Source organism: Haladaptatus sp. HS23 (assembly GCF_056892285.1).
In genome coordinates, this window is record NZ_JBXGLH010000026.1 from 1 (window position 1) to 22,042 (window position 22,042).

The following is a 22,042-nucleotide window of genomic DNA, read 5'->3' on the forward strand; positions in this document are numbered from 1 at the left end:
AAGCATCAGCGATTCACGCTAGCTATACGCGCTTAGCCAGCATAAGGTGCGAAGTCGAGTAACTAGACAGTGCCGTCAAAGTTGAAGCTCTGTTGCCCTATCATCCACTGGTCTGACGTTTTGAGTCGTTAGGACTGTGACTGGATCGCACGGATGTGATATGCATCCGACCGCTCACTGAGTCGTTCGACCTCGAACCCATGGTCGCGAAGATACCCTTCAATTTCCTCAGTTGACGTTCCATACTCCGCGCTGAGATTGTGGTGGAGTTCCGCGTAGACGATACGAACGTCGGCAAGTCGTTCACCAAACCCCTCAAGTACTTGCAGTTCCGCACCTTCTACGTCGATTTTGAGGATGTCCGGTGCAGGATATCGACCCTCCTCGATTAGTGTCTCGCCTCGGAATACGTCTATTTCAAGTTCACCATCCTTGGAAAGCGCATGTTTTCCTTCGCCGTAGTTCTGGCTTTTCACCGCAAGCATGCCTGAGCAGTCCTCGTTCGAAAGCGCAAGTTCTGCAACTTGCCATCGATTCACTGGAACGTTCGCGGAAAGATTGAGGCGAAGTCGGGCTGCATTCGTCGGCATGGGTTCGAAAGAGACAACCAACCCGCTTTCGAGACGTTTCCCGACAAAACAGGTGTGTGTCCCAATGTTCGCTCCGATATCGTACACTACGTCCGATTCGCGGACGTCGTCTAACAGGGATTCGATGACATCCTGTTCGCCGACGAGCGACGTCACTCGAGAATATTCGGTTCGGGAGTCGGTCGCGAACTCGACCGTTATTCCCCCGATGGTCACAGAAACCGACCAGAGGTGGACTGCGAGAATAGCATGCCAGTAGAGTGTCGAAATCGTTGGTGCGATACCCACCTGTTTACAGAGATTCCACAGACGACTTTGGGCGGCCCATCGCTCCAGATCACCCATACTACACACCTCGAGAGTAGAGTTATAAATATATATCATCGATAATCGGCTTTGAAAGGTAGATAAATCGGCTTAGTAGACGCATAATAAAGCGTCGAACGGAATCTCCGTCAGATGCGCCGTTATATTTATTAGTAATATTAAAAATTTGAACTGTTTAGAATGCGTATTTTATTCCGGAGAATAGCAGCAACAGGCATAACAAACAATAGGTGAACAACCAGAATGTCCATCATTCAGTCAAATACCCGTCATCTGGTCGAGGGATCTCCGCAGCCAAATGGGATATACGGCCGGAAATGACATTCACAGAATCATCGAAGAATAGCCATTGCCGATAATACCATCCGTTTACCGAATTAGTCCAGCCTATCCCACGATCACCGAGGAAAGCACAAACAGCCTTTTCCCGCACCGTATCCGTTCATAGTGAGACTGTCGATCGTCGAGCCAGGATCAGCGATGCGTTTCGGACGTGGATAGGTAGGTGTAGGTTCCAATGGGTACAAACCGTTTCAGAGCCGCCTAAACACAATTTTCCTGATGTTATACTGTGTATAGTTAACCGTCGTTGACCTAATAGGTAATAGTAGAGCCAACCGTGACACGAGCGAGAGAAGAGGGCACGAGACGAAATCGGCGAGCAGTCCGATGCTGCCGTGGCACGGAGCGACCGCCAGCTGACCCAACGGAGGAGCACGAACGATGAACAAAGAGATATTTGGTGTCTTTGGTGACCGAGACGATTTCGAACACTTCCGTTCCGAGCGAGAGTTCGACGACATCGTAACGAGTGACGTCGGGACCGTCGGTATCCGGGATACGGGACTCGGGATTCCAGGCCGGAGCGCTTCGTACACCGGGAAACACGGATCGTGTATCATTTGGGGAGAGGCGTACCCGAACAAGCGAGGATGGTCCGAGCCTGCGCGGTGGCTGTTAGAGCAGTACGCGGAGAAGGGTACGGACGCGATCCGCTCGCTCAACGGGTCCTATCTGGCGTTCATCGAACACAACGAAGAGTCCATTATCCTCACCGACACAATCCGGTCGTGGGAGTGTTTCTACACCGACGATCCCGGCATTCGAGTGTTCGGGTCCGACGCAGCAGAAGTCGCAAAAACCATCGACAACCCGACAATGAATCGACAGTCCGTGGGAGAGTTCCTTCATATGGGCGTCGTCCTCGGCGACAAGACACTGTTTCACGAACTACATCGCGCACCGTTTGACGGCTACCTGACCGCAGAGGAGGCGAGTGAACTCGATCGGTTCATCTACGATGAACAGGAGATGGACTACGCAAGCGAACTCGCGGAACGGATGCAGCGCGCGATTCGACTTCGCTCGCGCCAGCCGGGCAAGAAAGGATTGTTGCTGTCGGCGGGGTACGATTCGCGGACACTGTTGTCCCAACTACCCGACCTCGACCACACGTACACGGTTGGAATGCCGAACGCACAGGAAGTAAAAGTCGCCCGTCGCTTGGCCAAACAGTACGGTGTGGACCACACGACGCTGGTGACGAACGATCGATACATTACGCCCGGAGAACAGAAAGTACGCGACACACAGGGAATCAAGGAGTCCATTCACATCCATCACGCCGGCTACAACAGCGAGATGGAAGTGGACACGATGTATCATGCCTTGCTGTTCGACACGCTGCTAAAGGGATTCGGCCACAAGCGGACCGAGGTGAAGCTGTTTGGAAAGAAGATACCGACGAAGAAGATGGAGGAGAATCCCGATCCGGTCGAGGCTTCGCTGGACAACTTCGGTTATCTCCCCAAGCGGAGCCAGAAGGTCGCGGAGAAGTATACCACTGACCCGGACGCCGCCGGGAAATTCGTTCGCCAAGCTATCGACGCGGAGTTCGATCGTTGTTGGAGCCGAACCGATTCCGTGCAGAACGCCCTATCGCTGTTCAGTATCCGCAATCAACCGACGATTCCGTCCCGGACACACCTTGCGGATAACTACCTCGAATCGTTCATTGCGGCCGACACGGAACTGCTGGAGTGGCACCTGCAGACACCGCCGGAGTACCGAAACACATCGACGTTCATCCGGGCGATTCGGCAGCTGGACGAGGACATGTTCCGTCACCGTCCCCCAGACCGCCCGTACACCTCGACGCTGCTGTCCGAAGTCGAGCAGTTCGCGCGGCGGAAACTTCCGCTTATTACGGAGTTCCAACCGGCGTGGCCCGACCGGCAAAAGGTGTACGACCGCTACAACTTGGACCAGCGATTGTTCCCAGAAAGCGAGACGATTCACGACCTTCCGTCGCGTCACAAGCTTCGTATCAACGATATGGTCGGGTGGGTCGCTCAGTGTTCGGAGAATATGGTCAATCCGATGGACGTTCTGTACATGCCGAACGAACCGAATACGAGTGGCAAAGCAGGGTCAAAGCGACGTGGAGCCGACGAGGTACCGTCGGAAAACTGATTAGCAGCCGTATAATAAAACCCGCTCCAACCGATTTTCAGTGCAATGCGTACGAATAGCCGCTGGTGGTTTCTCGACCTCGTGTTAGTGCTCATGCTAACCTTTGTCGGAGGAATCGTCGCATATGCAGAACTCGGCGGACGATTGCGTGTCGCCCTCGTACTTCCGCTCGTCGTGTTTCTCCCAGGATACGTGCTTATGTCGGCGCTGTTCCCGGAAGGTGGTGAGAACGAGGAACGGACGTTCGGCACGGGGAACGACGACGCCAAATACGCGGTCGGCGGCCCCGAACGAGTCGCGCTCTCCGCAGCGCTGAGCGTCGCCGTCGTTCCCATGGTAGCCGCACTCTCCAACTTCACCCCGTGGGGCGTTCGTGTACACCCAATTCTGTATGGAATCGTCGGGTTTACTCTGATATTCACACTGATAGCGTTCGTCCGACGAGTACGCGTCCCGGCCGAACGGCGATACTCACCCGGCGTTCCGAAAGTGTTGTTCAGTCCGCGTGGACGCTCGGACCAAGGCTTGACCGTGGCACTGAACGCTGGTATCGTCATCAGTGTCATCCTGCTCGCGTCAACCCTGGGTTTCGCGGTACTCAATCCGCCACAGGGAGAGGTGTTCACCGAATTCTACATGAACACAAACAAAGTGAACGGCCAGACGAACACGATGTACAACACGGACCTCGCCGAGGACGGCGTGACAGCCAACATTCACAACCACGAACGGAAACAAACGGACTACACGGTTGTTGCCGTCGTCGAGCGGGTCGAAGGTGGGAGCGTTACCGAGCGATCTCAGTTTGCCAAAGAGCAGGTCACGGTCGACGCAGGGGAGAAAAAACAGGTAAAACTCACCGGTGACCCAGCGTTCACCGGCGATAACGTCCGTGTCCGTCTGCTCCTCTACAAGGGGTCCGCCTCGGGAGAGCCATATAGAATGACGCGCGCCTGGGTCTCCTCGGGGAGCGCACCCACCAATCAAGGAAACTCAGTCGACGAAAATCAGGGATCCGACAGCGGCGGAGAGGCCGACAATGGTGGGGACAACGGCCAAGAGACGACACAACGACAGACGACCGAACAGCAGACAACGGAGCAACAACAGACAACACAACAACAGATGACGAGCCAACAAACGACCCAGCGCCAGACGACACAGCGTCGAACAACGACGTTCTCGCAACCAACATCGACCACTACCACGACGACGGTAGCAGGACCGACGTCGACGGGTACCACTACCACAACGACCACCGACGACGGCGGCTTCTTCTCGTGAAGTTCAGGGACGAGAGCTGAGCGCCGTCAGACGTGAATGGGTTTCTTTCTTGTCGACACCATCCGGTATTCATCACGGGAAGATTCTATCCCATGTTCGGTTTGAATACCCGTCGTACTACGGAGTGTCGCTGCTGTCGAACCAAGCAATGGCTAAAAAAGAGATAAGCCGAGTTATTGGTACTGAGAACAAACGCGATGGACGCCCTCTTCAAAGCTGATTTCGGGTTCCTAACCAGTCGCATTAAAGAACTTACTCACGTCAGCCATCGTGTCGTGGACATACACGTCCTCCTGGATCAGGTTTTCGACGTACACCGGTTCCACGTCGGTGCCGAGCTCTTCATTGATGTACTCAACGGCAGTGTTGAAGTCGTAACTCTCCCCCGTGCCGAGGTTATAGGCGCCAGTCAGTTCGTTCTCGGCCGCAAGTTCGAGACCGCTGACGATATCTGAGGCGTACATGAAGTCCCGCGTTTGACTGCCGTCACCGTAGATTTGCGGCGATTCCCCGTTCGCGATGTCGTCCGCGAACTGGGCAATGATGTTAGCAAACTCCCCTTTGTCTTCTTCCGCACCACTGTAGCCCTGATAAACTGAGAAAAATCGCATCCCGGCCATGTTCATATCGTAGTGGTGAGCAAAGTATTCGGCATAGCGTTCCCGGGCCAGTTTGGATGCTTCGTAGCCGTGTGTGCTTCTACGTCCATATCTTCGGGCGATGGCTCCGTTCGGCTACCGTAAATCGAGGAAATTGTCGCGTAGACAACGGTATCACAATCGTCCTCCCTCGCCTGTTCAACAGTGTTGACAAATCCCTCCACGTTTACTTGGACATCCTTCGTCGGATTCTCCTCGTGCATTGTGTAGGACGACAGCGCAGCGAGGTGGAAGACGACATCCACATCCGTCGGCAGGTCGTCTTCGAAAACGCTTCGTTGGTGAAACTCAACCGCCTCGGTGAGATTGTCCGCAGTCCCGAGATAGCCGTCATCGATGTCGATGACCTCGTTCTCCTCGGCGAGGTGGTTCGCGAGATTCGAGCCAATAAATCCGACACCCCCGGTAACAAGAATGCGTTGCCCTTGCATGGACAGTCATGCAAGAGGATGAGAAAAAAGGATTATCCTATCTTGCTCTATATCGTCCGGTTAGCACAAAGCATCACGTCGCCGTTATTGTAGAGGATGCTCTGGTTGGGACGGCAGATCTGTTGCTGTGACACCTGCTGGCGAACAGGGACGCTGGCAGTCGTTTGGTTTCCATCTACCTTCACGTGTTTCACGAGTAGGAACTTGGGTGTCCCCGTGGACTGATACCGTCGGTAGACGGTAATGGAATGGTTCGTCGGTCCGTCCCTGTTGTCAGCAGAGAGGTTAGCCGCCGAGGCGGGATACGACCCTGTTCTTGCAAATACCGTCTGATAGGGGTGGTCTGTATGGAGTACCTGATTCGACGAGATGTCCGACGAATCGGGTGAGCCGGTCATATCCGAGATGGTGTAAACCGCCGCAATCTCGGAGTTCGTGTACGTCAAGCGCGCCTGCTCGTCCTTGAAGACGGGACTGTCGATAGCGCCGTGACTGGACATTACCATCACACTTGGGTAGAGGAGCGCGACGATGAGCAGCGCGGCGACAACGACGTTCCGGTTGAGGTTGTGAACCAGATAACCGACACCGAGGGCGGCGAGAATAGCCATCGGTACGTAGAGGAACGCAAACCATCGCTGCGGAATGAAGTTACGAATACCGAACATTGGTAATCCGAGGGTGAACCCGGTCATCACGACGATCGCGAACAAGAGCGTAAATACCGAATGTGAGATGCGCTTTCGGCGCAAGACATACAGACAGCCGATGACCGTCAAGCCGAAGAGGATGAGGTATCCCATTACATCGACGTACGACGCTACTTTCTGCATAAGCGTCGGGGCAGGAAGGGAGATATATTGGGAGTTGTTGCTCGCGAGGTTCAGCAGGCCCGCACTCGACACCAGCGTCTGTTCGAGATACAACAACACGGTTTTGAGGAACGAGTTCCCGTTGTAGGGGGTGAACGACCACATGAAGGTGATAAGCCCCACGTCGAACGCGAGCAGTCCCGCAAGGTTGACCGGTTCCAGTGTCCGGTAAACACCTGGCCGTCGGGCCGTCGTCTGGAAGAGCCCCAGTTTGAGAACGAACTGAGCGAGGAGACCCGAGAACAGGAAGATAAGCATGATGAACGTCGATACCTGGTGGGTCAGGATGATGGCAACCGAGAGGAACACGAGTAGGCCAAAGTCCCTTGCGTTGTACTCCAGTTGCATGATGCGGAGAAGCGCGTATATGATGGCGGCGAAGAACAACAGCCCGTGGCTCGTCGGAATAATATGGATACCCCACTCGATGAAGTAGTCACCGACGGAGTAGAGCATCGCCGCGAACACTGCCCAGCGCACCGGAACAAGGAGTTTCGTCGCTCCATAGACAAATAGAATCGTCATCGGAAATGCCACGCCGATAGAAAGGTACAGTGCGTTACGGAGCGACACGTCGTACAACATCGCCGCGGACGCGACAAGCAGGTGGAATAATGGTGCCGCAATGTGTTTGTTCCCGTTCATCGCAGAGAGGGAGTGCTGTTCGAGTACACCCCCAGCCAACTGGGTCATGTGCGTCCAGATATCGATTCCAACATATGACGGCGTGGTGTACACCGCCATGAATCGGATGACAAACGCGAGAGCGAGAATCTGTGTTAGCAGAAGCGACGGAAGAAGGTCCTCTTCATCCACGAATAGGATTTGGAGGATAATGAGCGTCCCCGTTGCACCCGAAAGCAGATGAAACAGCAGAGAGCGCTGACCCGTGTACAACGCGATGGCGACCATGGCGGTCATCATCACAAAACAGATGCTCGGCAGGGCTTGGGCAACTATCCGTGAAAGGGACGGATAGGCGTGCATCGTATCGCGGTCGTTGCGAACCGCGAGCAGATAGAGTCCGCACCCCAGTCCGAGGACGATAGGTATTGTCGTGATGTACACTTGCGAGGCGAAAAATCGCAGTGGAAACAGCCCGAGAGCGATAATAAGGCCGATAATCGCAGCATCAACGTCGAACCGTCGCTGTCGTAGCCAGCTCTCCATTCTCCCGGACATTAGTACCTCCGTTCGTCGAATCGTGGGTCTATCATCATAGTTAAACCTCCGCGCCTGACCGCTCCGTCCGACCGTGTGCGTTCTGGGAACGACCCATGATTGCACGCAAAATGACGTCAGTCGTGTCTACCTTGTCGTCGAGCAGTCGCTCTCGCCGCTCTTGCCAGTCAGTGTCACCTTCAAGGATGGAGACTGCTTTTTCGAGCGCTCTCGCATGTCGGTCTTCCTGCTGGTAGTTGAACAGAAGTTCGTAGCGCTCGTCCAGTTCGTCCGTATACCCCATCGTGAGTGTGTTAACGTAGATGGCGGGCGTACCGAGAACGGCGCTCTCGGCGGCCATCGTTGCGCCCTCCCCGACAAACAAGTCAGCAAAGGCAAGCAGGTCGTGCATCCGATGCGGCGAAACAGTTGCTCGGCGCGGTTCGAGCGAAGAGGGAAGCGACCGTTCGGACGTGATGAGTACTTCCGAACCGGCGTCCTCCAATCGTTCCACCACGTCGCGTACGTCATCGAAGCCGCCTTGACCCACGTCGTGTGAGGCACCCCATTCGACAAGACGAAGGACGGTGAACGTCTCCTCCGGATCCAAGCCGAGGTCCTCGACCACTTCCGGATCTGGCGTAAAACGGTCGGGGTGAAGATACGCAAGTTCGTGGTAGCCGGGATACCGGACCTGTTTCGAACCGGCGTTTTGCGTATAGCAATCAGGAGTATAAATCGCATCCGCGAACGGGAAAGCGAGGTTCTGAATGAGTTTTGCGTGTTCCGTATCATAGAAGATAGCACTTCTCGCCCCCGTGACTTTCGCCACGTGTGCAGCCGCGACACCACCGATCGCCATAATCACGTCGGGTTTTAGCTGAATAGCGCGTCGGAGCAGACGTGCCTCGTAGATTGCCTGTATCCGTGCTAGTTCGGACAGTCCCGAGGCGGTACCAGCTAGCACTTCGTGGCTGATGTCGTACCGCCGGAGCAGTTCGACCGCCATCTCCTTTTCGCGGGCGAAGACCTGCACATCGTGGCCATCTGCCTCTAATTCCGCGATCGCGTTGCGGAAGAAGTGGACGTGTGCCGGGTGCTGAATGGTGACGAATACTCTCATGTGTTTTCCCTCCTGTCGAGGAGAATTCCGACGAGGATACCGATCACACCGATGACGAACGACGTAAGCGATTTTTGGGCATCGCCGCTTTTCGTCCCGATGAGGGTCGACCCAAGGGCTCGGAATCCGAGTGCGATACCCGCCAACCCACTTACGACGCCGAAGATGTACGCGATCCCAAGTGGATGGGTTCGGTAACGCGAGCCGAGCCGCCAGAAGAAGTTCTTGAGAAGCATGAACGACACTTTGGGAATGTAGTCGCCATACTGAATACTGCTCTCCTCGTCGCCGTACGTCGCGGGCATGTCCACGTCTGCGACGCGCATGCCAGCCACGTTCAGTTTAACGAGGATGTCGTTGCAGTAGCCGTAGTACTCGTACAACTCTTCGAGGTCGATGGCTTCGAGCGCCGACAGGGAAATCGCGGTGTAGCCGTTCTGCGGGTCAGTCACGTCCCAGTAACCGCTGGCAATGCGCGTCAGTCCCGTCAGCATCCAATTGCCGAGCAGACGAAATCGTGGCATCTCGTGACGAAGATCCGAGTTCGAAAGACGGTCGCCCTTCGTGTAGTCCCCATCGCCCGCCACGATGGGGTCAAGGAAACGAGTCATTATGCTAGGGTCCATCTGACCGTCTGCGTCGATGGTGACAGTTATGTCCGTCCCGTCCTCACGAGCGGCGAGATAGCCCGTTTTGATAGCCGCACCAGCACCTCTGTTCACTTCATGCTGGATAGCGACGACGTCACTATCGGTGTTGTCACTTTCACCAGCACGAGGCGCACGCTCTATCGCCGCATGCGCTCGGATTTCATCCCACGTACCGTCGGTCGAGGCGTCGTCTACGACATAGATGCGGTCTACGAAGTCGGGAAGCGAATCGAGGACGTCGCCGACGAACCCTTCTTCGTTGTACGCGGGCACGACGACGCCTATCGTGTGCCCTTCGTACATCTATACCCTCCGGTACGAGAATCCAGCGTCGGTGACTTTCTCGGCGTCGAACGCGCCAGTCACATCGACGAAGGATGGGTTGTCGTTCATCTCGGCCGTCAGTTCCTCTAAGTCGAGGTCGTAGAATTCGCGATGGGGTGTCGCGAGAATGATGCCGTCGAACCCTTCTACGGAGAACTCGTCGTCCTCCTGCATCGCAACGCCGAACTCCTCGACCATGAGTTCATTATCCCCGTGTGGATCGTAGCCGACAGTTTCGATGTCGAACTCGTGGAGTTGGCGGATAATACCGTCCACCTTTGACGTGCGGATGTCTGCCACGTCCGGTTTGTACGTGACCCCAAGGATGAGAACGCGACTGTCGCGGAGCGGCTTGCCGGACCGGTTCAGCTCCTTTATCATCATGTTCGAGATGTGAGTGGGCATAGCCTCATTCACGTCACGACTTTGTTGGATGAGCGTCGGAGTGAATCCGGCCTTCTTAGACCGGTGGATGAAAAAGTACGGGTCGACGGGGATACAATGTCCGCCGACAAGTCCCGGTCGATAGTCGTGAAAGTTCCACTTCGTACCCGACGCTTCGAGTACTGCACGCGTGTCAATATCCATATCCATGCTGTCGAAGGCCATCGCCAATTCGTTCACGAGGGCGATGTTCAGGTCACGCTGGATGTTCTCTACGGCCTTGCTTGCCTCTGCAACCTCCATGGAAGCAGCCTTGTGAACGCCCGCGTCGATGACCGTCGAATACAATTCGGCGATGTCGTCGCGTACGTCGTCGTTCATTCCACCGACTACTTTCACCACGTCACGAAGGCCGTGTTCTGGGTCACCCGGCGTTGCACGTTCCGGAGAGTAACCCACGAAGAAGTCCTCGCCGCAGGTCAATCCGGACGATTCCTCGATTGCAGGGAGGAGGACCTCACGCGTCGCACCCGGGAAGACCGTCGATTCGAGGATGACAGTGGTATTGGGGGACATGTACTCACCGATGGTACGTCCAGCCGCCACTACGAAGTCGAGATTCGGTTGATCGTTTTCGTCTACCGGCGTCGGAACGGCGATCATCACGTAATCCGCACGGGTGATCTTCTCGGGGTCGTTCGTGTAGGTGATCTTACTCTCGGTAACCGCATCGTCACCGAGGTCACCCGTTGTGTCAGTGCCGCCACGAAGGGTTTCGACTTTTCCGTCGTCGATGTCGAAGCCAACAACGTTGTAACCCTCTTGGTCGAATCCGACCGCCAACGGGAGTCCGACATAGCCGAGACCGACGACGCAAATCGTCGCTTCCCGGCTATCTATTACGTCACTCTGGTCACTTCCGGGATGGTCCCGTTGGCCGTCTATATCTCCTATCGTCGAGTTCATGGGTGATGGTCCTCCATTCAGTTGAGCTCCGTTACCGTCCGCACCGAAGACAGGTATCGAAGGAAAAAGGTAGTAGATTTCCTTCGAGTTCTTCGGTCAGACATATTCCTCGTTAGAATCCATTAGACCATGTAGCCTTTATTATACACTGACTAAGAGCCTCGTACCGCAAAAATGCCGTTTTCCGAGTCGAAATTGATGAGAGACAGTAACATAGGTCAGCCAACCTGTCCAGAACAAGTAGTATGATTAACCGATCACTTACAGATAATGGACCACAGATATGGATAGAACAGATTAAAATTAGCTAACAAGAAAACAGTGGTTTCGGGAGGGACACAAATCACTGTGGTATGAAAATACATGCAGGAAAAACCAAGAGAAGGAATCAAGGTGAACTCGATGAAACAGTTTGAAAGATAATAAGGCGGGAACGAACTGTTCGAAAACTGGCTGCAACTTCCGGGAGTAGCTTCCCCGTTTATTATCCCCCCAACGAACCCACCATGTATGAGCACAACGACACAACAGGCCAAAGAACAATTTCCTTCGATAGACACGCCCACGTCTCTGGAGTTAAATGAGGATCAAATCTATCACCTCCTCCAGAACGAGCGGCGTCGTCATGTACTTCGATACCTCTACGAGACAGAGGGAAAGGTCTCGATGCGCGACATCGCAGAGCAGGTCGCAGCGTGGGAAAACGAGACGAGCGTGCAAGCGATCACGTCCAGTGAGCGCCAGCGTGTGTACATTCCACTGTATCAATCTCATCTCCCGAAACTCGACGAGAAGGGAATCATCGAGTACGACCAGAGCCGCGGGACGGTTAAAAAGATGGATGCAGCGGACGTATTGTACGAATACCTCAAACCGGAGACGTGCGATGATGACGTCGAGGAGGAGGAAGAGGAGGGGAACACACACACATCGACCCGATGGGAACGGTACTATCTCGGCGTATCCGGTCTCGGTGCGACTCTTCTCGCTGGATCGACACTTGGCGTTTCACCCTTCGCGTTGCTCCCGCATGGATCGGTCGGGGTTGCGATTCTTGGGATGTTCTGTTCACTCACACTTAGACAACGATTCGCGTAACGACTAGTAAATCGGTGGAAAGAGAAGAAAAGTTTCAGTATTGGTTTGCTACTAATACAAATCGTATTCTCATTTTCATACATCTCTGTTTTCAAGATTTCAAGAGGTGCAAACGATTTCAGTCGTAACCTACTAGTAAGACAGGCTAAATACAACAGATAGACTCAATAGAAATCCGAACACACAAGAAAAATACTCAGCGCGAAAATACCAAACATAGAACTGTTCACCGGACGAAACTAGAAGCAAAAACAACACCAATATGATAAACCGGCATCTAGCGATATTCTCGATCTGTTTGCTTCTCTTTGCCACCGTCGCCCCCGCCGGTGGAGCACCGACGGGTAATCAACTTGTTATTCAGAGCGTCACATACACTGGACCAGGAGTCGCAAAATCAGGACCGAATATGACCTATCTCTGGGACTCTGAGCCTCGCAATCAGAGTGTAACAGTGTACACAGGCAATCGATCTGGACGCTACCAAGTCTGTACAAAGCTCCGTGGACCCAACAACAACACGACGAGTAGCGCTGCGTGTCGCGACGTCCAGTTCAGCACTAGTACCGTACAGCAGATCAATTTCACCTCTGGAGGCATTTCATCGAACGTCAGCGGGCGTCACACAGCCGTCGTTACCGTCAAAACCGGTGGGAAAATTATCGCAAAACAAACCGCTCCCGTCTACCCCATGGCAAAGACAGGCGACGATGACAACGATGGGTTAACAAATAAAAAGGAGATCAAGATCGGAGCCAATGTATCGAGCAAGGATTCCGACAAAGACGGACTTGAAGACGGTGAAGAGGTGAACAACTACGGGACGAACGCAACAGATTCGGATACGGACGGTGACGGCCTTCGTGACGATCAAGAGATAAGCATCGGGTCGAACCCGACTCGCAAGGATACGGACGCAGATGGGCTAAACGACAGACGTGAGTACGAACTCGGTACAAACGCCAGTCGAGCAGATACGGACGACGACGGGGTGACCGACGTTGCGGAGTTGGATGGCGGAACTAAACCCACCAACCCGGATACTGATGGCGACGGGCTAAACGACAGCGCGGAGGGCGCACTGGTTACGGATCCCACTAAATCGGACACGGATGGCGATGGACTGGACGACGGAGAAGAGCAAACGCTCGGTACCGATCCGTCAAAAGTCGACACTGATAGCGACGGATTAGAGGACGGAAAAGAGGTGAAAATCGGGACGGATCCACTGGAAAGAGACACCGATGGCGATGGGTTGAGCGACGGGTTCGAACATGGGTTCGGAACAAACCCGAACAGTCGCGTTCTCACGGGAGGACTGTATCTCGTTTTCCTTAGCCTTCTTGTCGGAACCGCGTTACTGATACAGCGAAACGGGATCGAATGGCTCCCGATGAGGTCCGATGACGAGACGAGGACTGGACTCGAACCAGATCTCAAACCGTCGACACAGAATGAGACGATGACGACGGATGCGGACCGCGTACTGAAACTCCTACGAGAAAACGGTGGTCGGCTCCCACAAGGAGAGATTATCGAACGGACCGGCTGGTCGAAATCGAAGGTCAGCCGTCTCCTATCCAAGATGGAAGACAGAAAACAGATCAGTAAAATCAACATTGGACGGAAAAACATCGTCATCCTCTACGGGCAAGAACCAGGGAATACGAACGATTTGTCCAAAAAACAAGAATAGAAGCGGTTGAAGCTGCCACGTGTTCATGGGAGTAGCCGTGCAGGCTGGCGAATTTAATTCAGATATAGTACATTCGAACTGGGTGAGATTCGAGATGGATGCCGATATATTTGTTTTACACCCCTGCTAAGATTCCCTCTTAATCAGTCTATAGTAATAGGGATAGAGTGAAATGTGGAAGGTAAGAGCCAGTCGTCACCAGTGGTTGGGGCGGCAGGACTATAGGACACACCCATGAACTACCCTGACACACTAGACGGACGTGCGGCAGTTCGTTCCGGCCTGGTCCACGATACGGGAGGACGTACCGGTCCGGAGCGACAGTACGAGCAGCCCGTAGGACGAACGGAGGAGACGTAGGATGTGCGGAATCATCGCTCGCATCGGAGAAGGAGATGCGATAACGAAACTCGTGACGGGGCTCGAAAACCTCGAATACCGAGGCTACGATTCTGCCGGTGTCGCTGTCCAGAACGGGTCCGGGATTTCCGTGTACAAGCGCTCGGGACAGATCTCCGACCTGAAAGACAGTATCGTTGGAAGTGTTCCGAAGGGTAACGTCGGTATCGGCCATACCCGCTGGAGTACGCATGGCCCGCCGACAGATGCGAACGCTCACCCACACACCAGCGAGACGGAAAACATCGCCGTCGTCCACAACGGTATCATTGAGAACTACACCGAACTGAAAGAGTGGCTTGAGGACAATGGCCACGAGTTCACGAGCGATACCGACACGGAAGTCATCCCCCATCTTTTCGAATACTATCTCGATGACTCTCCGAGTATCGAAGACGCGTTCCGCAAGACCATCAACGACCTCGAAGGAAGCTATGCGGTGGCTGCACTCGTCGACGGTGTCCACGCTATCTACGCAGCCCGGCAGGGGTCGCCGCTCATTCTCGGGCTAGACAACAACGAGTACTACCTCGCCAGCGACGTCCCCGCGTTCCTCGACCACACGGACAGGGTCGTGTACTTCGAAGACGGTGACATCGCCGTCCTCGAACCGAACGGCGTGACGATGACCGACCTCGAAGGCAACATGGTCACTCGCGACGTGGAACGGATCGATTGGGACCCCGAGGACGCCGGAAAAGGCGGGTACGAGCATTACATGCTCAAAGAGATCAACACCCAGCCCAACGCGCTCACCAACACCATCGAAGGGCGAGTGGAGGACGGCACGGTCACCCTCGAGGACTTCCCGAAAGGGTCGTTCGAGGACGTCGACGACGTGCAGTTCGTCGCCTGCGGAACCTCGTACCACGCGGCGCTGTACGGGCAACAGCTCCTCAACCAGACAGGAATGCGGGCACAGGCGTTCCGTGCCAGCGAGTACGTCGATTCGGCTACCGGTTCCATCACGGAAAACACGCTGGTCATCGCCGTCACACAGAGCGGAGAAACGGCGGACACCCTCGGCGCACTCCGTGCAGCGAAAGAGCGGGGCGCACGAACCGTCACGGTGACGAACGTGATGGGTTCGACCGCGTCACGGGAGGCCGACGATGCGCTCTTCATCCGCGCCGGCCCCGAAATCGGCGTGGCAGCCACGAAGACGTTCTCCTCGCAAGCGGTCATGCTCTCGCTCCTCTCGCTCCGCCTCGCGGAGGACATCGAGACGGCAGCGGCACCGGAGGACAAGACGGAACTGCTCGAGGACTTGGAGAAGCTTCCCGAACACGTTCAGCAGGTCCTCGACACCACGGCCGCCAAACGGATAGCTAGCCGGTACACCGGGAGCGATGCGTTCTTCTTCATCGGTCGTGGGCTGAACAACGCCGTCGCCAAGGAGGGCGCGCTGAAGTTCAAGGAGATCACCTACGAACACGCGGAAGGCTTTGCCTCCGGCGAACTGAAACACGGCCCGCTCGCGCTCGTGAGTCCGGACACGCCCGTGTTCGCGCTGTTCAACGGCGACAAGGACAAGAAAACACTCCAGAACGCCAAAGAGGCACAGGCGCGCGGTGCGCCGATCGTCTCGGTCGCAAACGCGGACCACGCTGCCGAGAAGATATCCGACGCGTTCCTCGAAATCCCCGAGACACATCCCATGTGGTCGGGACTGCTGGCGAACGTCCAGTTGCAGTTAGTGTCCTACTACGCGGCGAAGAACTTGGGTCGGCCGATAGACAAGCCACGAAACTTGGCAAAGAGCGTTACAGTCGAATAAACCGCGGAATAGACGACGGTAGTGTCATGGAGTGCGTCCCGTTTTTCTTCGGGGGGACTGGGTTCGAAGTCGGTGGGCGTGAAGGAGTGCGAGCGTCGCAAACGCGAAAACAGTCGCAAGCGCGACGTAGATGACGAACGCGCTGTCGAACATCCACGCGAACGTCGTCCCACCCGTGCTGAAAATGCCGAGCGAGAGATATCGAGTACTCCAATCGGAAGGGGGCATCGTTTCTCTGGATTCCCCGACCAACCATTATTATCCACCGAGTAAACGAGTATCGAAGGTGTCAAGGATGGTGATGGATTTGCGGGGATGAAAGAACAGGAGAAAGATATGTGAAAATGGCTGAAACAAACGATATCCGGCGAGCCGAAACTTATTACTACCAGTGCTAAGTAGTAAGAAATGTCCCAGCGTCGCCGTGGCAGACGTCTGTTGGGACAGCTGTCATCCATACCCTTCTGCGCTCCCGAATCGACAGCCTTGGCTCGGGAAACGGTCTAACGGTAGGTGACGAAATGGCGATGAGAAAAGTGGTCTCCGTGAGCCTCGCGTATGTACGTCACTCGTTCTCCAACCTATGACCGCCGACTTCACTCCTGCGCCGAAAACGGCCGAGAATCAGTCGGTGTACTCGGCAACGAAGGCGTCCGCTGTCTCGAACACGTTATCCGCGGCGTCCGGGTCCCGGGCCTCGGCGGCGATTCGAACCAGCGGTTCGGTTCCGCTGGCGCGGATGAGGAACCAGCCCTCGTCGAGCGACACGCGCACGCCGTCGATGGTCGTGGCGTCGTCGTAGCGGTCGGTGACGGCTTGCGAGAGGGACGCCATCAGTCCGATTTTGTTGTCCACGTGGACGTTCTTCCGGCGAATCGGATACTCGCCGACGTCGGCGGCGAGTTTCGACAGCGGCTCGTTCTCGGCGACGAGTTCGGCGAGGCGGCAGGCCGCGAGCGGGCCGTCAGGACACAGCGTCTGGTCGGCCCAAATCCACGCACCCGACTGCTCGCCGCCGAAGACGACGCCAGGTTCGGTTGCACGCTCCGCAACGTACACGTCGCCGACCTGCGTTCGTGCCACGTCCGCACCCTGTTCTGCCAACACGTCCTCCACGATGAGGCTGGTATCGACCGGCGTCGCAATGGTTTCGCCTGCGGCGGCGTGCTGGCGGGCGAAGAGCGTGAGAAGGACGTCGCCGGAGAGAAAATCGCCGTTTTCGTCCACGGCCATCATGCGGTCCGCGTCGCCGTCGTGGGCGATTCCCAGGTCGGCACCGATAGCGGTCACGTGGTCACAGAGCGACTGACAGTTCTCGGCGGTGGGTTCGCTGGGACGGGCGGGAAAGCGGCCGTCCGGTTGTGCGTTTAGCGTCTCCACGTCGCACCCGAGTTCGTAAAGTGCGTCGGCGGTGACCGCACCCGCCCCGTTACCGATATCCACCACGACGGAGAGGTCGGCAGGGGAAACGGCCTCGGCGAGAGTTTCGACGTGTTTGTCGTGTGCACCGCTCCAGTGTGTCTCCTCGCCGGTCGCGTCCCAGTCCGCGAGGCCGAACGCTTCGTCCTCGATGACGCGGGTTATCTCCTCGCGCTGGTCGGCGTCGAACGCCTGCCCGGAGGGGTTCCAGAGTTTGATACCGTTGTCCGTTGGCGGGTTGTGCGATGCGGTGACGGAAACACCCGCGTCGGCGTCCTTCCATTCGACGCTTCGGGCGACGGTCGGCGTCGAGGCGAGACCGATGTTGACGACGTCCGCGCCACACTCGCGAAGACCGGCCGAGAGAGCGTCCCCGAGGAATCGACCGCTGTCTCGGGGGTCGCGCCCGATGACGACGCGCTCCGCGCCGGTCGAGGCGAGCGCCCGACCGACGGACAGTGCGAGGTCTCCGGTAACGACATCACCGACAGGGCCACGAATTCCGCTGGTTCCGAACATTGATTCGTACGACAGTCGGAACGGGCAAAAGGGTTCCCTTCGTTGAGGACCGTTCAGCGGAGAGCGCCCGTGAGATGGACGTTTGCACCGAGTTAGTGGACGATTTATCGTCATCGAATTGCGGGTAGAGTCGGGCAGGTAGTGAGAGAGTATATCACGCATGAGATTCAATAGTCTATCGAAGCGGACGAGGGAAGATGTACACCGAGATACTCGTGCCGACGGACGGGAGTGCTGGGGCGACCAGCGCACTGAAACACGCGTTTCATCTGGCGGAGAAGTTCGACACCGGACTCCACGTCGTGTACGTTTTCAACACGACCAATAGCCCGCTCGCGCTCGACAACGTACTCACGGACGTACACAACCCGCCGGGGGAATCCATCGTCGAAGAAGCGGTACGCGAGGGAGAGGAACGCGGCCTTTCCATCGAAGGCCACGTACTGAAGGGCGTCCCGTACGAAACCATCGTCGAGTACGCAGCCGAAAACGACATCGGCCTCATCGTGATGGCGACCCACGGTCGAAGCGGCCTCAAACGAGGGGTCGTCGGAAGCGTCACCGAAAGCGTCGTTCGTCGGTCGGAAATCCCCGTTCTGACGGTTCGTATCCGGGACAATATCGACAACACGACTTCTTGAAGTACGGTCTTCGAATCAAAAACGACTGGCGACAGGACCGTGAACTCGGAATTCAGTCCATTCGTGGCAATATGGTGGTGAAAGCACTAACGTTATATTTGAGTGTGCGAAACTACAAATTAGATGAATCGAATTCAGGAGGCGGCAACTCCATGGGTGGAGTAGCGAACGACTGGAAGGAAACCGCTATCGGCGGGGAGCGGGTGATTCGATGAAATACTCGCTTCGCGAAGTTCTCTCGTATCTCGGACCGGGATTCATCATCAGCGTCGCGTATATGGACCCGGGGAACTGGGCGACGAACATCTCCGGCGGTGCGAAGTTCGGGCCGGCGCTGCTCTGGGTCATCGTCCTCGCGAGTTTCATGGCGATGGGAATCCAGATAGTCGCGGCGAAACTCGGCATCGCGACGGGAAAGGGCGTCGCTCAACTCTGTCGGGAGCGGTTTTCTCGGCGCACCGTCATCGTACTCTGGGCCGCCGCGGAACTCGCCATGATAGCGACGGACATGGCGGAGATCATCGGGGCAGCCATCGGGTTCAGCCTCATCTTCTCGCTTCCGCTTTGGGCGGGTGCGATTCTCGCCGGAGCCAGTTCGTTCGCGCTCCTCGGCGTCAGAACCGCGCATAAACGCGGATTTCGATGGGTCGAACTGGTCATTATGTCCTTCGTCGGAATCATCGCGCTCGCGTTCGTCTTCGAGATGGTTCTCGCAAAGCCGACAACCCAACAGATAGCGGATGGTCTCGTGCCGGGCATTCCGAACTCGAACGCACTCTACATCGCCATCGGGATACTCGGGGCCACCGTGATGCCTCACAGCGTCTATCTCCACCCGTACATCGTGCAGGACCGTCGGAGTCGACTCATCGAGGACGAGGGGGACACCGAGGAGGTCCACCGGCGACACTACATCCTGGAGAGCGTTGACACCGTCATCGCGCTGTTTGGAGCCATGTTCGTGAACGCGGCGATGCTCATCGTCGCGGCAGCGGCGCTTCAGGGGACGGGTATCGAGACGCTCAATGAAGCCTACATCACGCTCACTGGCGTGTTCGGTGCGAACTCGAGTTTGGCGTTCGGCATCGCGCTCATCGCCGCCGGTCTCTCCTCGTCGCTCGTGGCGACGATGGCCGGACAGACGGTAATGGACGGCTTCCTCGACCTCAACATCAACGTCTGGATTCGTCGGTCGGTGACGCTCGCGCCGAGTCTGGCTATCGTGATAGCCGGGTTCGACCCGACGTCCGTTCTCGTGGCCTCACAGGTCGCACTGAGTTTCGAACTCCCGTTCGTCCTCATTCCGCTGGTCTGGTTCACGCGTGAGGAGGGCATCATGGGGTCGTTCCGTAACTCCTCGCGGACGACAGGCGTTCTCGGCATCGTCATCGCGCTCATCATCGTCCTCAATATCTGGCTCCTCTACTCGACCCTGCTCGGCTGAGACGAGCGCCGGATTTAGTCGAGACAATCCAAAATACGTTCGGTGGCTGCTCGGGCGGGAATTTACACGGGCTGTGGCCCGTCTTCCGGTATCTCGGTCGGTTCCATCGGTTCCTGAACGCGGAATATCATCGCGCCCTCGTTCTCGTAGACGAGTTTGTACCGGTCGGAGCCGACCAAGTGTTCGCGCATCCACGGCTTCTGGTATTCATCAATCCCACGGACGGTATAGTGACCTTTGGGGACGTATACATACTCCGGGTCAACGTCGTTCGAAATCATCTTCTTGGTCAGACACGTTTTATCTGGACAGCGTGACATTCGCTTGTACAAGTCGAGTTGGTGGCGATAGCGGTCATGGCCTTCCCACTCGACACCCCACGGCCCGACAAGCATGACACGGTCGGTCATGAGCGGGAACCACTCAGCGCTGTCGCCAAGAACAACGAACTCAGAGTTCGAGGTTGTACTCTGTTGAACCCACTCCATTGCGGCCATATCGTCGTCATCCACGAACGAGGGCTGTGTCGTGCTCCCAAGATGGGAGTGGAGACCACTTCCGGCGAACGAGATGCCGACACTCGTAACGAGGATGGTGAGGACAATGACGATGGCGAGCGGCACAGAGCGGGAGTAGCGTGTTTTTTTCGTCAACTGTTGAACCCGTGGGATGATGACTTCGAAGACGAGTACTGCGACCATTATCGCACCGGCGGGGAACTGGAATCGAACTTTTCCAAGCATGTAGGCGCCGGCTAGCAGCCACAGCGGGAGGAAGAACCGACGTTTTGCAACGAGATAGACCGCACCCACGAATGATCCGATGTAAAACACGCTGGGCCAAGTCAGATCCAACGGATAGATGAATTGTTTGAGCAAACGGTGAGTACCACCAGCGATACCGGTATGGGTCCCTGAAGCAGCGGTAAAGATGCTGGTACCGTGAATGGCGATAATTTGGAGCCACCACGGCGAGGAAATCGCGAGTCCGCCAGCGACTACAGCTGCACCGCACAGCAAGCCGCGCAGCGTTCTACTGAAGCAGGCAAACATCACGAGGTACGTCGTTCCGAAGAATACCGTGTAGACCGGGTGAGTGAGGATCGTCAATCCGAACAGAATGGACGAAGCGAGGACCCACTTCCACTCTCCGGTTTTGAACATCCGAATACCAGTGTATGCACCAGTTATGACGAATAGGAAAGCGGGGGCGCGGACGACGCCACCCGCCGAAAGATGCCACTGGAGGACCGGCGGCGTCACGGCGAGGACGAGTGTAGCGAACCCGGCCTGCGGCGTCGAGTCAACGACCTCGTGAGCAAGGTAGTAGAACGGAATGAGGTACAAAATTGTTACGAGTCCGGGGAGGAACCGGCTGAACGTAATGGGATCGACACCGGTCAAGTCCATGAGTATCGCCGAGACGTAGTACATGAGCGGGGGATAACCGAACGGAACCCCGTCCTTGGTGTACAGCGGAATTCGAGCGGGAAGACCGTAGCCGTGGGCACTGATTTCACTGGCGATTTTGAGATACAGCCCGGCACCGTACGCCGGGTACGGGTGCATCAGAAGATAGGTGAGATACACTAATACTCCGGTTCCTATCGCCGCTGCGAGCCACGCACGCTCGTCGCTCGCTAACTCGATGATCTTCGATACGACATCCCATCTTTGTTGTTCATTGACACCATGTGACATCAGACTTCACTCCACCTTCGATAGTTAACTGACGGGGTAGCCAGGAATCGTCCCTCGATACCGTTCGGTTCGTGCCATGCAGGTACCCCGCGGGATGGATACCCGT

15 protein-coding genes and 1 pseudogene are annotated in these 22,042 nt (G+C 56.1%); 7 read left to right on the forward strand and 9 right to left on the reverse strand.

Features of this window, described 5'->3' with window-relative positions:
* Positions 1-128: 128 nt before the first annotated feature.
* Positions 129-935, reverse strand: a complete 807-nt coding sequence (locus AC1XDK_RS29100) for an FkbM family methyltransferase (protein WP_483353520.1) — start codon at positions 933-935, stop codon at positions 129-131.
* Between the two features lie 705 nt (positions 936-1,640).
* Here AC1XDK_RS29100 and AC1XDK_RS29105 point away from each other — a divergent pair.
* Both AC1XDK_RS29105 and AC1XDK_RS29110 read left to right on the forward strand, forming a co-directional pair.
* Positions 1,641-3,389, forward strand: a complete 1,749-nt coding sequence (locus AC1XDK_RS29105; RefSeq protein WP_483353521.1) for an asparagine synthase-related protein — start codon at positions 1,641-1,643, stop codon at positions 3,387-3,389.
* A gap of 45 nt (positions 3,390-3,434) precedes the next feature.
* A complete protein-coding gene (locus AC1XDK_RS29110; protein ID WP_483353522.1) occupies positions 3,435-4,673 on the forward strand; it encodes a DUF1616 domain-containing protein in 1,239 nt (412 codons plus the stop codon).
* A 230-nt stretch (positions 4,674-4,903) separates the two neighbouring features.
* On the opposite strand, the pseudogene AC1XDK_RS29115 reads toward AC1XDK_RS29110, so the two are convergent.
* The 5 genes and pseudogenes from AC1XDK_RS29115 to AC1XDK_RS29135 form a co-directional block, all read right to left on the reverse strand.
* Positions 4,904-5,763 (reverse strand): annotated as a pseudogene (locus AC1XDK_RS29115) (NAD-dependent epimerase/dehydratase family protein).
* A gap of 47 nt (positions 5,764-5,810) precedes the next feature.
* Entirely contained in the window at positions 5,811-7,817 is a 2,007-nt protein-coding gene (locus tag AC1XDK_RS29120; protein WP_483353523.1) for a hypothetical protein, read from the reverse strand.
* Between the two features lie 40 nt (positions 7,818-7,857).
* On the reverse strand, positions 7,858-8,919 hold the full coding sequence (locus AC1XDK_RS29125) for a DUF354 domain-containing protein (RefSeq protein WP_483353524.1): 1,062 nt from the start codon (positions 8,917-8,919) through the stop codon (positions 7,858-7,860).
* A complete protein-coding gene (locus AC1XDK_RS29130) occupies positions 8,916-9,872 on the reverse strand; it encodes a glycosyltransferase family 2 protein (protein WP_483353525.1) in 957 nt (318 codons plus the stop codon). The genes AC1XDK_RS29125 and AC1XDK_RS29130 overlap by 4 nt, the downstream gene beginning before the upstream one ends.
* Entirely contained in the window at positions 9,873-11,243 is a 1,371-nt protein-coding gene (locus AC1XDK_RS29135) for a nucleotide sugar dehydrogenase (protein WP_483353526.1), read from the reverse strand.
* A 510-nt stretch (positions 11,244-11,753) separates the two neighbouring features.
* Here AC1XDK_RS29135 and AC1XDK_RS29140 point away from each other — a divergent pair.
* The 3 genes from AC1XDK_RS29140 (at position 11,754) to glmS (ending at position 16,213) form a co-directional block, all read left to right on the forward strand.
* Positions 11,754-12,341, forward strand: coding sequence for a DUF7344 domain-containing protein (locus tag AC1XDK_RS29140; RefSeq protein ID WP_483353527.1), 588 nt, complete (start codon positions 11,754-11,756; stop codon positions 12,339-12,341).
* A 691-nt stretch (positions 12,342-13,032) separates the two neighbouring features.
* Complete coding sequence (locus AC1XDK_RS29145; protein WP_483353528.1) at positions 13,033-14,037, forward strand: helix-turn-helix transcriptional regulator; 1,005 nt, start codon at positions 13,033-13,035, stop codon at positions 14,035-14,037.
* A gap of 361 nt (positions 14,038-14,398) precedes the next feature.
* The gene (gene glmS / locus AC1XDK_RS29150; protein WP_483353529.1) at positions 14,399-16,213 is read left to right on the forward strand and encodes a glutamine--fructose-6-phosphate transaminase (isomerizing); all 1,815 of its coding nucleotides are present in this window, start codon (positions 14,399-14,401) and stop codon (positions 16,211-16,213) included.
* A gap of 24 nt (positions 16,214-16,237) precedes the next feature.
* Here glmS and AC1XDK_RS29155 read toward each other — a convergent pair whose 3' ends face one another.
* Together AC1XDK_RS29155 and glmM are read right to left on the reverse strand one after the other, a co-directional pair.
* Positions 16,238-16,441 (reverse strand): hypothetical protein, encoded by a 204-nt coding sequence (locus tag AC1XDK_RS29155; RefSeq protein WP_483353530.1) that lies wholly within the window; start codon positions 16,439-16,441, stop codon positions 16,238-16,240.
* Positions 16,442-16,837: 396 nt separating this feature from the next.
* Positions 16,838-18,151 (reverse strand): phosphoglucosamine mutase, encoded by a 1,314-nt coding sequence (gene glmM / locus AC1XDK_RS29160; RefSeq protein WP_483353531.1) that lies wholly within the window; start codon positions 18,149-18,151, stop codon positions 16,838-16,840.
* A gap of 197 nt (positions 18,152-18,348) precedes the next feature.
* Between glmM and AC1XDK_RS29165 the strand changes: the two genes are divergently transcribed.
* Positions 18,349-18,792, forward strand: a complete 444-nt coding sequence (locus tag AC1XDK_RS29165; RefSeq protein ID WP_483353532.1) for a universal stress protein — start codon at positions 18,349-18,351, stop codon at positions 18,790-18,792.
* 211 nt (positions 18,793-19,003) lie between these two features.
* Positions 19,004-20,236, forward strand: coding sequence for an Nramp family divalent metal transporter (locus tag AC1XDK_RS29170; RefSeq protein ID WP_483353533.1), 1,233 nt, complete (start codon positions 19,004-19,006; stop codon positions 20,234-20,236).
* A gap of 62 nt (positions 20,237-20,298) precedes the next feature.
* Here AC1XDK_RS29170 and AC1XDK_RS29175 read toward each other — a convergent pair whose 3' ends face one another.
* Positions 20,299-21,936, reverse strand: a complete 1,638-nt coding sequence (locus tag AC1XDK_RS29175; protein ID WP_483353534.1) for an ArnT family glycosyltransferase — start codon at positions 21,934-21,936, stop codon at positions 20,299-20,301.
* Positions 21,937-22,042 lie beyond the last annotated feature (106 nt).